The organism is Capnocytophaga canis, from assembly GCF_000827555.1.
In the GTDB taxonomy this organism is placed as follows: domain Bacteria; phylum Bacteroidota; class Bacteroidia; order Flavobacteriales; family Flavobacteriaceae; genus Capnocytophaga; species Capnocytophaga canis.
Window position 1 is genome coordinate 15,039 of the sequence record NZ_CDOI01000132.1, and the last position, 14,918, is coordinate 29,956.

Annotated in this window: 16 protein-coding genes; 11 read left to right on the forward strand and 5 right to left on the reverse strand. The window is 36.2% G+C overall.

Going from position 1 to position 14,918, the window contains the following annotated elements; genetic code table 11:
* Positions 1-24 precede the first annotated feature (24 nt).
* The 7 genes from era to rlmN all read left to right on the forward strand — a co-directional run bounded on the left by era (position 25) and on the right by rlmN (position 6,247).
* Complete coding sequence (era, locus tag CCAND38_RS03660; RefSeq protein ID WP_042343926.1) at positions 25-906, forward strand: GTPase Era; 882 nt, start codon at positions 25-27, stop codon at positions 904-906.
* Positions 907-1,068: 162 nt separating this feature from the next.
* Positions 1,069-1,272, forward strand: a complete 204-nt coding sequence (locus CCAND38_RS03665; protein WP_042007804.1) for a Sec-independent protein translocase subunit TatA/TatB — start codon at positions 1,069-1,071, stop codon at positions 1,270-1,272.
* Between the two features lie 196 nt (positions 1,273-1,468).
* Positions 1,469-2,548, forward strand: a complete 1,080-nt coding sequence (gene mutY / locus CCAND38_RS03670) for an A/G-specific adenine glycosylase (protein ID WP_042343927.1) — start codon at positions 1,469-1,471, stop codon at positions 2,546-2,548.
* Between the two features lie 224 nt (positions 2,549-2,772).
* Positions 2,773-3,177 (forward strand): single-stranded DNA-binding protein, encoded by a 405-nt coding sequence (locus CCAND38_RS03675; protein WP_042007801.1) that lies wholly within the window; start codon positions 2,773-2,775, stop codon positions 3,175-3,177.
* A gap of 69 nt (positions 3,178-3,246) precedes the next feature.
* Positions 3,247-4,560, forward strand: coding sequence for a gliding motility-associated protein GldE (gene gldE, locus CCAND38_RS03680; RefSeq protein WP_042343939.1), 1,314 nt, complete (start codon positions 3,247-3,249; stop codon positions 4,558-4,560).
* On the forward strand, positions 4,553-5,110 hold the full coding sequence (gene gldD / locus CCAND38_RS03685) for a gliding motility lipoprotein GldD (protein ID WP_042343928.1): 558 nt from the start codon (positions 4,553-4,555) through the stop codon (positions 5,108-5,110). The genes gldE and gldD overlap by 8 nt, the downstream gene beginning before the upstream one ends.
* A gap of 99 nt (positions 5,111-5,209) precedes the next feature.
* On the forward strand, positions 5,210-6,247 hold the full coding sequence (gene rlmN / locus CCAND38_RS03690; RefSeq protein WP_042007798.1) for a dual-specificity RNA methyltransferase RlmN: 1,038 nt from the start codon (positions 5,210-5,212) through the stop codon (positions 6,245-6,247).
* On the opposite strand, the gene tsaB is transcribed toward rlmN, so the two are convergent.
* The 5 genes from tsaB to CCAND38_RS03715 form a co-directional block, all read right to left on the reverse strand.
* Positions 6,230-6,898, reverse strand: coding sequence for a tRNA (adenosine(37)-N6)-threonylcarbamoyltransferase complex dimerization subunit type 1 TsaB (tsaB, locus tag CCAND38_RS03695; protein ID WP_042343929.1), 669 nt, complete (start codon positions 6,896-6,898; stop codon positions 6,230-6,232). The genes rlmN and tsaB overlap by 18 nt on opposite strands.
* Before the next feature lie 227 nt (positions 6,899-7,125).
* Positions 7,126-8,538, reverse strand: coding sequence for a leucyl aminopeptidase family protein (locus CCAND38_RS03700; protein ID WP_042343930.1), 1,413 nt, complete (start codon positions 8,536-8,538; stop codon positions 7,126-7,128).
* A 47-nt stretch (positions 8,539-8,585) separates the two neighbouring features.
* Complete coding sequence (locus tag CCAND38_RS03705; protein WP_042343931.1) at positions 8,586-9,017, reverse strand: DUF5606 family protein; 432 nt, start codon at positions 9,015-9,017, stop codon at positions 8,586-8,588.
* 86 nt (positions 9,018-9,103) lie between these two features.
* On the reverse strand, positions 9,104-9,691 hold the full coding sequence (gene def, locus CCAND38_RS03710) for a peptide deformylase (protein ID WP_042343932.1): 588 nt from the start codon (positions 9,689-9,691) through the stop codon (positions 9,104-9,106).
* Positions 9,692-9,880: 189 nt separating this feature from the next.
* The gene (locus tag CCAND38_RS03715) at positions 9,881-11,500 is read right to left on the reverse strand and encodes a DUF4139 domain-containing protein (protein WP_042343933.1); all 1,620 of its coding nucleotides are present in this window, start codon (positions 11,498-11,500) and stop codon (positions 9,881-9,883) included.
* Between the two features lie 163 nt (positions 11,501-11,663).
* Between CCAND38_RS03715 and CCAND38_RS03720 the strand changes: the two genes are divergently transcribed.
* The 4 genes from CCAND38_RS03720 (at position 11,664) to CCAND38_RS03735 (ending at position 14,780) form a co-directional block, all read left to right on the forward strand.
* Positions 11,664-12,380, forward strand: a complete 717-nt coding sequence (locus tag CCAND38_RS03720; protein WP_042343934.1) for a pyridoxine 5'-phosphate synthase — start codon at positions 11,664-11,666, stop codon at positions 12,378-12,380.
* A 37-nt stretch (positions 12,381-12,417) separates the two neighbouring features.
* Positions 12,418-13,542, forward strand: a complete 1,125-nt coding sequence (locus CCAND38_RS03725; RefSeq protein WP_042343935.1) for a DNA polymerase III subunit — start codon at positions 12,418-12,420, stop codon at positions 13,540-13,542.
* A gap of 10 nt (positions 13,543-13,552) precedes the next feature.
* Entirely contained in the window at positions 13,553-13,936 is a 384-nt protein-coding gene (locus CCAND38_RS03730) for a hypothetical protein (RefSeq protein ID WP_042343936.1), read from the forward strand.
* Positions 13,937-14,036: 100 nt separating this feature from the next.
* Positions 14,037-14,780: a lysophospholipid acyltransferase family protein gene (locus CCAND38_RS03735; RefSeq protein WP_042343937.1), complete on the forward strand. Its 744-nt coding sequence runs from the start codon at positions 14,037-14,039 to the stop codon at positions 14,778-14,780.
* Positions 14,781-14,918 lie beyond the last annotated feature (138 nt).

A 14,918-nucleotide genomic window follows, 5' to 3' on the forward strand; every position in this document is an offset into this window, starting at 1 on the left:
ATAACCTAAAAACGCTTCTTACACATGACACACAAGGCAGGGTTTGTAAACATAATTGGAAATCCAAATGTAGGAAAATCAACTTTAATGAATGCTTTCGTTGGCGAGAAACTTTCCATCATAACCTCCAAGGCTCAAACCACCCGACACCGCATTTTCGGAATTGTTAGTGGCGACAATTTTCAGATAATTTTTTCTGACACTCCAGGAATTATCAAACCTGCTTATGAATTACAACATTCAATGATGGATTTTGTAAAAAGTGCTTTTGAAGATGCTGATGTGTTAATATATATGGTTGAAATTGGTGAAAAAGAACTGAAAGACGAGGCTTTTTTTGAAAAAATAAACCGTATGCAAGTACCCGTGTTGCTTTTGATCAACAAAATAGACAAATCATCACAAGAAACTTTGGAAAACCAAGTAGCTTATTGGAAAGAAAGAGTTCCTAAAGCCGAAATTTTCCCTATTTCTGCCTTGGAAGGCTTTCAAACTGCAGAAGTTTTTAATCGCATTGTAGAATTATTACCCGAATCACCCGCGTTTTTCCCAAAAGATCAACTGACAGACAAACCCGAACGTTTTTTCGTTAATGAAATCATTCGAGAGAAAATATTGATAAACTACAAAAAGGAAATCCCTTATGCAGTAGAAGTAGAAACAGAGTCATTTGTCGATTCAGAACATATTATTCACATTCGAGCCGTGATTATGGTGGAGCGCGAAACCCAAAAAGGAATCATCATTGGACATAAAGGGGAAGCCTTAAAAAAAGTTGGCACACAAGCTCGAGCTGATTTGGAAAAATTTTTCGGCAAACAAATTCATATTCAAATATTTGTGAAAGTGAACAAGGATTGGCGTTCCAACTCTCGACAATTGCGACGCTTCGGATACAGCCAGTAGATTTATATGATATAAAAGAGTAAAAAGCTCCAGCAACTCAAATTATTCAACACTTTTTTACAAACCTTTTATAACATAAAATGTAGCTTACATCATTTTAAAAACTAGCGATTCTCTTTTTTTTGAAATAAATTTATATCTTTGCACAAAAAAAGAAACAGTATGTTAGCTAATAGTATATTTTTAGGAATTCCAGGGCCTTGGCAAATTGCAGTGGTTGTTATCCTTATTCTTCTTCTTTTTGGAGGTAAGAAAATACCTGAGTTGATGCGTGGATTAGGAAGTGGCATCAAAGAATTTAAAGATGCAACCAAGGAGCCAAACAAAGATGAAACTAATTCTTCAATAGAGAAAAAGCAGGAGTAATTAATTCTTTGAAGACAGTCTTTTCGCAAAGCATTTTTTGCATAAAATTATCAAAGATAACTATCCGGAAAAATCTTTTTCAGGCTAAATACAGATGCGAATACCGTAAAATCTTGTGGTAAACTAAAACTAAGATGTTTGAGCTAAAGTTTTTCGGATAGTTTCTTTTCAACGATTTCCTACAAAACAATCCATTTTGAATTTATCGAATTCTTCATCGAAAGTCGAGGCTTTCGACCGTTTTTTTTCTCAACGACTTTTGCAGTGGTACAATAACGAAAAAAGAGATTTGCCGTGGCGACAAACCACAGATCCTTATAAAATATGGCTATCCGAAATCATCCTACAACAGACCCGTGTTGCACAGGGATTGCCTTACTATGAGCGTTTTACAAACCATTTCCCCTCTGTTTTCGACTTAGCAAATGCATCCGAAGAACAGGTACTGAAGCTATGGCAAGGCTTAGGATATTATTCCCGTGCAAAAAACCTACATCACACCGCTAAAACGATTGCTTTTGACCTCAATGGAAATTTCCCTACAACACATAAGGAATTATTGAAACTCAAAGGCATAGGTGATTACACAGCAAGCGCCATTGCATCTATTTGTTTTTCAGAATCTTGCGCTGTTGTTGATGGAAATGTTTATCGAGTTTTAGCCCGTGTTTTTGGCATAGAAACTCCTATCGACACTACCTCAGGTATTATTCAGTTTAAAAAATTGGCTACCAAACTATTAGATCCAAAAAATGCGGGAGTTTACAACCAAGCTATTATGGAATTCGGAGCGATACACTGCAAACCACAACTGCCTATGTGCGAAAGTTGTGTCTTTTCAGACAAATGTGTTGCTAAAAATCAAAGTAAAGTAGAAAGGCTACCCGTAAAAATTGGGAAAACAAAAATACGAAAACGTTATTTTAACTACATCGTACCTATTGATAATCAGAAGCATACAATATTGAATAAACGTAACAATAAAGATATCTGGCAAGGATTGTATGAATTTCCACTCATAGAAACTGAAAAACCTTACTCGGAAGCAGAAATAAAAGCCGAAATAGATAAGATATTCGACTGTATAACAGATATTTACCTACATAAATACGAAAAGATTCACAAATTATCACATCAGCATATTCACACTCAGTTTTGGATAATCTCCATGGAATATTCATTGAAAAATAGCATTGATAAAGAGGAAGTTAAAAACTATCCTGTATCGGTTTTAACAGCAAATTTCTTGAAAGAATTTTGGTTTTTTAGAAATTAATTGTACTTTTGTCCAAAGCCTCAACACATTTTTTATCTATTCGATTGGACAGAAGCTTGGATTCAAGTGTAGAAAGAAACAAAATAAAGCCCCATCAGCAAGACAAAAATAAAAAAATTATTATCCGTTTTGTGTGTATGAGAAAAAGGAAATAATTTATTGTGTAATTCTTCTAACCAAAAACGATTAGAAAATACAACATAAACCCTTAAAAATTGAATACTATGAGTGCAGGAACATTAAACAAAGTGATGCTTATTGGGCGTTTGGGAGATAAGATAAAATTGACCTATTTTGAAGGAGGTAATTGTGTTGGACGTTTTTCATTAGCTACGAATGAGGAGTATACCAACAAGACAACTAACGAAAAAGTAGTTGAAACAGAATGGCATACAGTGGTGGTTCGTAACAAACAAGCTGAAATTATTGATAAATATACCTCCAAAGGTGATTTGATTTATGTTGAAGGTAGAATAAAAACTCGTCAATGGCAAGGAGAAGATGGATCAACTCGCTATGTAACAGAGATCTATGCAAGTGATTTTACGCTCCTGCCAAATAGCCGAAAGGAAGAAAAATTGGAGAAAAAATCACCCGCAGACGACATGGATAAAAGTTTGCCGTTTTAAAAATATTGTTTAACTAATACTAAAGATTTGGACTCAGAGCCTCCCCTTAATTTACTTTGGATGCCATCAATGGCTGTAGAAACTATCGCATTGCAGCTTAATATGCTTGATTGGAATATTATTTTGCAGTTTGTTGTTTTTCTGATACTTTTAGGTTGTTCTGCCTTGATTTCAGGGTCTGAAGTGGCTCTTTTTTCACTTTCACCAACGGAAGTGAACAATCTCAATGACGGAAAATCGGCAGTAGGTAGCATCATCGCTCGTCTGGTTGAAAATCCAAAGAAATTACTAGCTACTATATTAATTTCCAATAATTTAGTAAATATTTCCATTATCTTATTATTCGTTGATTTAGGAGATTTCCTCTTCGGAAATATTGAAAGCGAAATCCTGCGGATGATTTTAGATGTAGGAGTTGTTACATTTATGATTTTACTCTGTGGGGAAATCGTCCCGAAGATATATGCAAACCGGAATAATATACTTTTTTCCAAAACTGTGGCATATCCAATCTATGTTTTAGACACGCTTTTCACACCACTCAGCATCCCGATGAAAGGATTTACATCTTTGATTCACAATAAATTAGGAAAACAGTCTACACACATATCCGTAGGACAATTGTCTCAAGCCTTAGAATTAGCATCGTCTGATGACACAACTAAGGAGGAAAAGAAAATTTTGGAAAGTATTGTTTCATTCGGAAATACGGAAACTCGCCAAGTGATGGTTCCTCGTATTGATATTTTTGCATTGAGTGAAACCCTGACTTTCAAGGAAGTAATCACCGAGATTGTGCGAATGGGCTATTCGCGTATTCCTGTTTACAACGAAAGTCTGGACGATATCACAGGGATTATCTACATCAAGGATTTACTTTCTCATTTGGAAAACGACGATTTCGACTGGCTAACTGTTAAGCGCAAGGCTTTTTTTGTCCCCGAAAACAAAAAGTTAGACGATTTGCTCAGCGAATTTCAGGAGATGAAAATACATTTAGCGGTGGTAGTTGATGAGTATGGTGGCACTTGTGGCATTATTACTTTAGAAGATATCATAGAGGAAATTGTCGGAAACATAAACGATGAGTTTGACGATGAGGATGTTATCTATTCCCAAATTGACAAGGACACCTACATTTTTGAAGGAAAAACAGTGCTAAAAGATTTCTATCGGATTATGCAACTAACAGATGAAGAGGAACTTATATTTGAGGAAAAAGAAGGAGAAGCAGAAACCTTAGCTGGTTTTTTGTTAGAAATTGCGGGGGATTTCCCTCAGAAAGGTGTTCCTATTGTATTTGAGAACTACCAATTTACTGTTCAGGAATTTGACAAAAAACGTATAAAACAAATCAAAATACACAGAGAGAACAATGCGTAGTTTATTATTTATCACATTGATTTTCACAATATTAAGCTGTGAAGAAACGGTGTTACCAAAACCAAAGGCTGCTCTTCGATTGGAATACCCACAGGCGGAATATAAAAGCTATGCTAAGGACTATTGCCCATTTGAATTTGAAACTAACACTTCTGCATTTGTGAAAACTAAGAAGGAGGATTCATGCGACTTTGATATTGAATATCCCGCAATGAAGGCTACTATTTATATATCATATAAGAAAGTAAAAGACAATATTCGCCATTTGTTGCGCGATGCTCAAAAGTTTACATTTGAACACACCATCAAAGCAGACAATATTGCTTCCAATCAATTCGTAAACGATTCTACTCGCGTGTATGGAATGTTTTACCAAGTTTATGGCAATGCAGCTTCACAGGCTCAATTCTACGCCACTGATAGCACCACACATTTCATTTCGGGTTCGGTCTATTTCAAAGTAGTACCTAACTATGATTCAATTCAACCCGCAAGCCATTATTTGGAAAAAGATGTTCGCCGAATTATGGAAACCCTACGATGGAAATAAGACAATATACATGGAAAAATAATAGCATGTCAAAAACACTTCTTTCCAAAATATTTTCACAATTAATAGAAAACGACCTGAATACGCGAGAAAAACAAGATGATAGAGAAAAAAGATATTAGAGCATTAAGCAAAGTAGAGTTACGAGATTTCTTTGTAACCCATGGAGACAAGGCTTTTCGTGGAAATCAGGTATATGAATGGCTATGGAATAAAGGTGTACACTCCTTTGAGGCTATGACCAATTTACCGAAACAAACTCGTGAAATGCTTGAAAATCATTTTTCGATAAACCATATTCAAGTGGACGTGATGCAACGAAGTGCTGATGGAACTATCAAAAATGCGGTTCGCCTTCACGACGGATTATTGGTAGAATCGGTATTGATTCCTACCGATACTAGAACCACAGCTTGTGTGTCAAGTCAGGTAGGATGTAGTTTGAACTGTAAATTTTGTGCTACAGCCAGGCTAAAACGTATGCGTAATCTACAGCCTGACGAAATTTTCGATCAAGTAAAAGTCATTGACAATCAAAGTCGTATATTTTTCAACCGTCCCTTGTCAAATATTGTTTTTATGGGAATGGGCGAACCTCTAATGAACTACAACAACGTGCTATCGGCAATCGAAAAAATCACTTCCGATGAAGGATTAGGAATGTCGCCCAAAAGAATAACGCTTTCGACTTCAGGAATTCCGAAACTAATCCGAAAAATGGCAGACGACGAAGTCAAATTCAAATTAGCGGTATCATTACACTCCGCCATTGACGAAGTACGAACATCCATAATGCCATTTAACGAAAACTTTCCTTTATCAGAACTTCGTGAAGCTTTGGAATATTGGTACCGAAAAACTAAAAACAAAATCACCTACGAATATGTAGTATGGAAAGACATCAACGACAAGAAAAAAGACGTAGATGCTTTGATAAAATTTTGTCGTTTTGCTCCTTCCAAGGTAAATTTAATTGAGTACAACCCAATTGACGATGGCGACTATCAACAAGCGGACAGCTCCGCCATTGACATGTACCAAACTATGTTGGAAAATGCTGGGATTACGGTTACCGTTCGTCGCTCTCGAGGCAAAGATATTGATGCTGCCTGTGGTCAATTAGCTAACAAACGATGAAGTGGTATGGAAAGGTTTTAAATAGTTTGGTTCGAAATAGGCAATATCCTCAAAACAAGCATTTCTATATCTTTCCTCTGCATACGGAATCATATCTTTTGCCTGTGGATACTTATCACTAACAAAGACTGCATTAGGGTGATTACATATGGCAGAAAATTTCATTGCCCCATCTCCCAAAAAGGTAACTTTTCCTTTATTTAACCACTCTTGATAGCTGTTTTCATCAAGTATTTTTGCTTGAGTTGCTTCTAACTCATTGTTATTTTTATCAAAAACAGCACTATACACCTCCATACGTCGAGCATCCAACATAGGAATAACAAACTGACTGTCAGAAATTTGTTTAGCCAACACCTGTAATGTAGGTACAGAAATTAAAGGAGCACCCAATGCAAAGCACAAACCTTTAGCAGCTGACACACCAATCCGCAATCCTGTGTAAGAACCTGGGCCTCCACTGATGGCAATAGCATCTATTTCTTTCATCGGAAGATTTGCATCAGCAAGTACTTTTTCAATAAAAAGATGTAATGTTTCGGCATGTGTAAACTTACCTTTATTTTCCGATTCTTCGGCAATTGATACCCCATCGCGAGCAACTACTACCGAACAATTAATTCCCGATGTTTCTATACAGAGAATGTTCATTTTTACATTTGATTTTGTATAACAAAAATATTTCCTATGTAACAATACTGTTTACAAAGAAATACACTTCGATTTGAATGAGACTGAGCGAAGAGCCTTTTTTTGGAATTTTTAGAAAAACATTAATATTCAACATTTTTACAAATACATTCTTCTTTAAAATAGACCTTTTCGGACAGTCTTTTCTACTATTTTGAATACCTTATGCCAATAGAACTTGTTCGAAATTAATCATTATAAGTTGAAACCTCGCTCAAAAAATCATACAACAAGCGAATACCAACACCTGTCCCACCAGCTTTGAAATAGCGGAAAGGAGCGTTCAAAAACGCAGTTCCTGCGATATCGATATGTACCCAAGGATAATTGGTAAAATGTTCTAAAAACTTCCCAGCTGATGAAGCTCCTCCTTCGGGATTTCCTAAGTTTTTGATATCGGCAATGGGAGATTTTAAATCTTCTCCGAACTCATCCCAAAAAGGAAGTTCTATCAAACGCTCAAATACCTTATCCCCAGATCGTTGTAAACGTTTTTTGATTTCATCGGAAGCATTCCCCATAAAAGCACTACCGTAGTGTCCCGTAACGCGAGCCGCAGCTCCTGTAAGTGTAGCTAAATCAATAACCAATTCTGGGTTCAAACGCTGTGCATAAGTTAAAGCATCCGCTAAAATAAGCCGTCCCTCAGCATCTGTATTCTTAATTTCAACAGTCATTCCGTTCATCATTGTCAACACATCATCGGATACGATAGCATTAGAGTTTATTCGGTTGTCAGTGGCAGGAATTAGCCCTACTACATGCAGTGGCAATTGATTTTTGGCTACGGCACACAACAAGCCTACTACAGCTGCCGCACCCGCCATGTCGGCCTTCATCGTATCCATGTAATTTCCAGGCTTGATGTTATAACCTCCCGTATCATATACTACACCTTTCCCTACAAACACATAAGGTTGTTGATTTTCAGCATTTTTAGGCTTCCATGTAAGAATATTAAAAGTAGGAGGCACTTCACTACCCGCATTCACACCCAATAATCCACCCATCTTCAAATCTTGGATTTCTTGCTTACGGAGTACACTAACCTCAAATCCAAAATGCTTACTGAGAACTTCGATCTCTTCGGATAAACGCGTGGTTGTCAATGCCAAAGGAGGTTCGTTTACCAAATCACGAGCAACTGCAACAGATGCCAACAAATTATTAAACTGAGTAAGTTCGGTTACTGGTAAATCAACGTATACAGATATTTCAGGTTGAGAATCTTCCTTAGTTTTATACTTATTAAACTGGTAGTCAGACAACTGCATCCCTTCCAAAACACACATTGTGAGGTCTTTATCTGCTGATGAATGAATATAAACTTCTGTATATTTTTCTTTTTTAAAAGTAGTAAGAAGTTCGTTTCCAAGTTGTCGAGCTTTTTCTCTTTCGGCATTAGTATCTTTCCCTTTTTCAAGTAGCAAAGCAACCACTAAGGGTCGTTCTAATAAAGGGAATGCCACTACTATATTTTGCTGTTTTTCAGTATGTTTTTTCAAATATGTGTGTAAAAAATCAGGCGTTTGCTCCACTTCGGTAGCAATGTAAGCTGTTACATCACCTATTTGCTGATTTTGTGTAGGATATATTTTCATGTGATATTCTGTACAAAAAGAGCGTATCTAAAATACGCTCTGAATGATTATTTATTTTCTTCTGTTGCTTCTTCGCTAAGAGCTTCGGTTTCTGTTTCTTCTAAAAAGCCTTTTTGAAGCAGTAAGTTGTACCATTGGATTACCTTTTTGATATCACTTGCATACACACGATCTTCATCATAGTTCGGAAGTACACCGAAGAAATACTCCTCTAATTCTGCTCCACTTGACTTGTGGGTAACTGGAGTTTTTCCACTATTTTCTTTGTCTTTTATATTTTTAAAAACCTGTGAAAGAGGCACTTCTTCCTCCAATGTGTATATAGCTATTTCTGAAAGTAGGCTCACATTATCGCGGATTCCGATAGAAATTCTCTTCCCGTCCAAAAGTGAAGTTGCTAAAAATCCTGTACGCGTTTGGGACTCTAAGTGGTACAATCCTGGTTTGCCTGAAATAGCTAATATTTTGTTTAATTCCATTTTTTATATTTTTTTATTAATGATTATCTTCGTTATAGGCAATAAAAATTTAAGGACTTATTTTGTGAAATCCTAAGAACTCTGAACTATTTTCTTCTTACATCCGGAAATCGCATACGATAATCGACATTCACTTTACCTTTGCTGATGTCCGTCAATTTCCCTTGTAGGATTCGTTTTTTGAATGCCGACAGCTTATCGGTGAACAACACTCCTTGTATGTGGTCATATTCGTGCTGGATAATTCTCGCTGCCAACCCATCTACCGTAAGAACTTGAGGCTGAAAATTTTCATCTAAATATTCAATAGTTAATCGCTCATGTCGTGACACATCTCCACGCACCCCTGGAATGCTCAAACAACCTTCGTTAAAACTCCATTTGTCACCTGTTTCCTCAATGATTTTAGCATTGATAAACACTTTACGAAAGTTTTCCAAAAAGGTTTGTTCTTCCTTTGTTAGTTCGTCATCATCAGCAAATGGAGCTGCATCAACCACAAACAAACGAATGGGCAATCCAATCTGTGGTGCCGCTAAACCAACACCCCTACTAGCTTCCATAGTTTGGAACATGTTGGATATCAAATCTTTAATATTGGGATAGCCTGCAGAAATATCCGTACACATCTTTCGGAGCACAGGATCGCCATAAGCTACAATCGGTAAAACCATAATCTTTCAATGTTATAAGAATGCAAATGTAAACTTTTTCCGTAGAATGACAATTTGTTTGATAAAAAATCGTTATTTTCTGCTTCTATTTTTTTTCGTAATTTCTCTGCAATGGTTCCTATTTGGCAAAAATTAGAAACTCTTTAAACAAAATATGCCCACCAAAAATAACACTAAAAGTAGAAATTTTTATAAATTCGACACATTCGATTCCTTATCCGATTCCACTTGATAAGTAAACTTAACCTTCTTATTTTCATTAGGTTTCAGCTGTATTCTCCATTGTAGCTTTCCTTTGGAAGCATCGAAAGTTGCATTATCTGACGACACCAAATGGACTTTAATTTCTTTATTGGTGCTTAACGGAATCTGATCTTCAACTTCAATCTCTACCAACTCACGCTTGTTGTTCTGCATCGTAATTTCATAGGTAAAAGTCTGTACCTTTTTAGAGCTAAAAGATTTATTTTCTGTATTTTGGGACACCAACTTTCGGTCGATACGGATATTTCTATCTTTACCTAAGCTCAACGTTAGTTTTTTGGATGCGTTTTCTGGGTTAATAACTGTTTTCCCTACATACATACCTTCAAAAATCAAATTTGCCTCACCTCGCAACAGATTGTATTTACCATAATCTTCAATCTCTCCTACCAAATAAGCTCCTAAGTCATATTTTGGAACCGTATAGTATTTATACGTCGCTGGGATTTCGATTGTTCGCAGTGCAACACTATGCTTTTTTGCATTGGAAAGAATGGTGTAAGGCAAATCTATATCAAATACGGTATTGAATTGGGTTTCGTTTACCACTACCACATCTTGAAGTGATTTTTCTTCTAACATAATATCTTGTTCAACCACTTCATTTAACTGCTTTGTTTCCATATTTTTAGAAAAAGCAGCCCTTTGTCGAACCATGGGAGCTGGTTGTGCAGGTTTGTCATAATTAATAAACCATGGACTTAACACCGGAGCTGTAGTTTGTTGATTCACATAACCACTAGACAAACTCAACTTAACATTATTCCAATCCACTCCTGTGCTTTGCGACACTCCTGCGTTGTATTTTAGCGTTATCGGAGCATTAATTTTTTCAGAACGAACCTCATAAAAAGGACTCCAACGTGCTTGGTAAGAAATATAATTCAACTGAAAAGGCACTTTTCCTTCCGTTTCGTTCATTACCTGCAGAATGATTTTCCCTCTATTATTGACATTTTGCGAAGAAGCTGTTCCCATTCTAAATTTGAGTAACCCGAGTTTTTTTTGCAATCTGTCGCTTTCTTCTGAAAGATCATTGAGTTGTTTTTCAAGTTCAAATCGTTTTGATTTGTGATAGTCCAACAACTTAGAAAGTTCGGCTGTAGTCATATTTTGATTTGTTAACTGTTGGTTCTTATCAAGTATTTCTAATGATTTTTGAACAGATTTTCTCAATAACGCATTTTTTTTGATTTCTTTCTCAGTATTTTGAATACTATCCCAAATGGGACGAGCTGTATCCGACACAAATTGCTGATCATAACCCACCACAGGTTGATTTGAAAACTGAACAGACAAAATTGTAGCTGTTTTTGCAGATTTTATCTGTATTGAACTCTCATCCAATTGATTAGCAACATTCATAATCACCACTTCTGATGTCCCTTTTGGGAGTACCAAATTTGCCGATTGCTGAATTTCAGCCCCATTAAAATAGAGTTGAACACGTTCTGCTTTAGCATGCGTAAATACCGTCTGTGCCTTTAACACACTGAATAACAAGGTTATAAAACCAAAAAAAACACTCAATATAACTCGTTTCATATTTTTATCTTTTTATGTTTAACATTTATATATGTCTTTGGTAATACAATAAACGTGCCTTTTATTATTTTTAGCTCAATTATCTGTCAATCTCCAAAAAAAATACTTTTATTTTCAACAAGAAGACGTATCTTTGTTTTTTGAATCAATAATGAATAATACAATGACAAAATTAAGTGTAAACATCAATAAAATCGCAACCCTTCGGAACTCACGTGGAGGAAACGTTCCCAATCTACTAAAAGTAGCTACCGATATTCAAAAATTTGGAGCTGAAGGAATTACGATTCACCCACGCCCTGACGAACGACACATTCGCTATCAGGATGCGATTGATTTATTGGATGTTGTGGTAACTGAATACAACATTGAAGGAAATCCGATTCGGAAGTTTATGGATTTGGTGTTAAAAGTAAAACCTACTCAAGTAACCCTTGTTCCAGATGCTGACGATGCCATTACCTCCAACGCAGGTTGGGATACTATCAAACACCGAGCTTATCTGACGGAAGTAATCACTGAATTTAAACGTAATGGAATTCGTACTTCCCTTTTTGTAGATCCTGTGGAAGCTATGGTAAACGCTGCTGCGGAAACAGGCACTGACCGAGTAGAACTTTACACAGAAGCATATGCTACTGAGTTCGAAAAAGGAAACAAAAATGGTATACAACCATACGTGAAAGCAGCCTTAGAAGCTCAAAAAGTAGGTTTAGGACTCAACGCTGGACATGATTTGAATCTTGAAAACATCCGTTTTTTTAAGGAAAACATTCCAAATCTGCTCGAAGTCTCAATAGGACATGCTCTCATTAGCGAATCTCTCTACTTGGGGTTGGAAAATGTGGTAAATTTATACCTAAATAAGTTAAGCAGATAGCATTCGGAAAAATTTATTTTCAATTAACAAAAAAAAAATGACATTCGACGACATTATCGGATACGAAACCATAAAAAAACACCTGAAAGACAGTGTAGAAGCACAACGTATTCCACACGCACAGCTTTTTGTGGGTAACGAAGGAACAGGAATGTTGCCTATGGCGATTGCCTACGCTTCCCATATTTTATGTAAGGGTGATACTTCCTGTATGACAAAGTGCAACCATCTTTCACATCCCGATATGCATTTTGTTTTTCCGACAGCTACTAACAACAGAGTAAAAAAAGACCCTATAAGTTCGTTATTCTTAGAAGATTGGCGTGTGTTTATAAAGGAGCAACCTTATGGCAGTTTATTTGATTGGTATTCACAGTTGGGCATCGAAAATAAACAAGGGAACATCAGCGTAAATGAAGCCAAGGATATTACCTCAAAGTTAACTCTCAAGGCTTTTGAAGGTGGATTTAAGGTGATGATTATCTGGATGGCTGAAAAAATGAATGTAGAATCGGCCAACAAGTTGCTGAAACTTTTGGAAGAACCTCCACAAAAAACGATTTTTTTGCTCATCACTGAAGATGAATCATCCATATTGGACACGATTCGCTCACGTTGCCAGATTCTGCGATTCCCTCCTTTGAGTGAAAATGCTATAAAAAAAGCTCTTATACAGAAAGGGATTACTGAAAGCGATGCCACACGCTATGCTGTACAAGCTCAAGGAAATTTCAACAAAGCCCTACAACTATCGGAAGAAACCGAAGAGGAGGATGTCTTTGAACGCTGGTTTATCACATGGGTTCGGTCGGCATACAGGGCTAAAGGCAACAAATCAGCCATTCACGGATTGCTTCAATGGAGCGAAGAAATTGCTACAAGCGGGCGTGAAAAACAAAAACAATTTTTGTTCTACTGTATTGAGATATTCCGTCAAGCAATGCTGTTGAATTACGGTTCAAAAGAATTAGTCTATGCCGTTTTCAAAGACCCTTCGTTTGAATTACAAAAATTTGCACCTTTCGTTCACGGAAACAACATCGAACAAATTCACCAACAGTTAGAAGAAGCTCTACTGCACGTAGAACGCAACGGTAATGCAAGGATTATCTTTACGGATTTATCCATAAAACTTACTCGATTGTTACATAAAAAACCTTGATTAGTCTAATATGTTTTGGAGTTTATTTTTCATATATCTGTTTTTGATAATCACTTTTGGATATAGTGCTTTTGAAAAAATCGTTAATTTTAAGACTTCGGTAAACTATTACAAAAATTATTTTAAAGGTATTTTCATTTCTGGATGGATATATCCTTTATTGTTAATAATAACTGTAATAGAATTTGTTACAACGCTGTTTCTATGTATTGGAATATATGAACTTTGGACACTCCCCTATCCTCAATACGGATTTTATGGACTAGTACTAAGTAGCTCTACCCTGCTCTGCTTTCTTCTGGGACAACGTCTGGCTAAGGACTATGACGGAGCAAGAGGGATTGCTATCTATTTCATTATTTGCTTAATAGGATTTATTTCTGCTTCATTGTAAGCAATCCTTTTTCCAAAGCCTTTTGTAATAATTGATTTTTTACATAAAGTTCAAAACAGGTTAATTGCCTTTTTATTTTCACAAAACAAGACCTTTAAAAATGATATTCCGATATATATTTTGGTTCATTTGGCGGACATGGTTCTATGTATTAGTAGGAACCTTAACCTTATTATTCGCTCCATTACTTTTGATACTGACTTCGCATCAAAAGTGGTATACTCAGTTCTATTGGGTAGCTCGAAATTTATGGGCAAAACCGATTCTATATGGCATGGGGTTTTACCCACAAATATCACGTTATGAAACACTTGAAAAAGGAAAGAGCTATATGTTGATAGCTAATCACACCAGTATGACCGACATTATGCTTATGTTCGTTTGCAGTAAAAATCCATTTGTTTTTGTCGGGAAGAAAGAATTAGCTAAGATGCCGTTATTTGGATTTTTTTACAAGCGAGTAGCTATTTTGGTCGACAGGTCAAACCTACAAAGCCGTAAACAAGTGTATGATTCGGCCATGGAGCGACTTAATGCAGGACTGAGTATTTGTATTTTTCCTGAAGGAGGAGTTCCTGACGAATCGGTTATGTTGGATAATTTTAAAGACGGGGCTTTTCGTTTAGCAATTGAGTATCAAATTCCCATTGTTCCAATGACTTTTTTCGATAATAAAAAACGATTCCCATTTCGCTTTTTTGCGGGAAGCATGGGGCGTATGCGTGTTAAAATACACCCCTTTGTACACACACAAGGAATGCAGTTTGAAGATAGACACGCCTTGAAAAATGAAATTAGAAGTTTGATTTTGAGTGATTTAGAGCAAGTTTATAATTCAAATTAGAAAATATTTAGTGTTGTTATATTTATAAAAAATTCATTTCTATGTACAAATTTTTTTTAACCTTAATTCTTGCCTCTGGGTTGATGGGAGGACATCAGGCGAGTAATGTGTTTTGCCAAAATAAGAAAGTGCTTCCCC

Bases quoted from the DNA above. Each gene is read 5' to 3' on its own strand.
- era (WP_042343926.1), top strand. From the start codon at position 25: ATGACACACAAGGCAGGGTTTGTAAACATAATTGGAAATCCAAATGTA.
- CCAND38_RS03665 (WP_042007804.1), top strand. From the start codon at position 1,069: ATGTTAGCTAATAGTATATTTTTAGGAATTCCAGGGCCTTGGCAAATT.
- CCAND38_RS03675 (WP_042007801.1), top strand. From the start codon at position 2,773: ATGAGTGCAGGAACATTAAACAAAGTGATGCTTATTGGGCGTTTGGGA.
- gldE (WP_042343939.1), top strand. From the start codon at position 3,247: ATGGCTGTAGAAACTATCGCATTGCAGCTTAATATGCTTGATTGGAAT.
- gldD (WP_042343928.1), top strand. From the start codon at position 4,553: ATGCGTAGTTTATTATTTATCACATTGATTTTCACAATATTAAGCTGT.
- rlmN (WP_042007798.1), top strand. From the start codon at position 5,210: ATGATAGAGAAAAAAGATATTAGAGCATTAAGCAAAGTAGAGTTACGA.
- tsaB (WP_042343929.1), bottom strand. From the start codon at position 6,898: ATGAACATTCTCTGTATAGAAACATCGGGAATTAATTGTTCGGTAGTA.
- CCAND38_RS03700 (WP_042343930.1), bottom strand. From the start codon at position 8,538: ATGAAAATATATCCTACACAAAATCAGCAAATAGGTGATGTAACAGCT.
- CCAND38_RS03705 (WP_042343931.1), bottom strand. From the start codon at position 9,017: ATGGAATTAAACAAAATATTAGCTATTTCAGGCAAACCAGGATTGTAC.
- def (WP_042343932.1), bottom strand. From the start codon at position 9,691: ATGGTTTTACCGATTGTAGCTTATGGCGATCCTGTGCTCCGAAAGATG.
- CCAND38_RS03715 (WP_042343933.1), bottom strand. From the start codon at position 11,500: ATGAAACGAGTTATATTGAGTGTTTTTTTTGGTTTTATAACCTTGTTA.
- CCAND38_RS03720 (WP_042343934.1), top strand. From the start codon at position 11,664: ATGACAAAATTAAGTGTAAACATCAATAAAATCGCAACCCTTCGGAAC.
- CCAND38_RS03725 (WP_042343935.1), top strand. From the start codon at position 12,418: ATGACATTCGACGACATTATCGGATACGAAACCATAAAAAAACACCTG.
- CCAND38_RS03730 (WP_042343936.1), top strand. From the start codon at position 13,553: ATGTTTTGGAGTTTATTTTTCATATATCTGTTTTTGATAATCACTTTT.
- CCAND38_RS03735 (WP_042343937.1), top strand. From the start codon at position 14,037: ATGATATTCCGATATATATTTTGGTTCATTTGGCGGACATGGTTCTAT.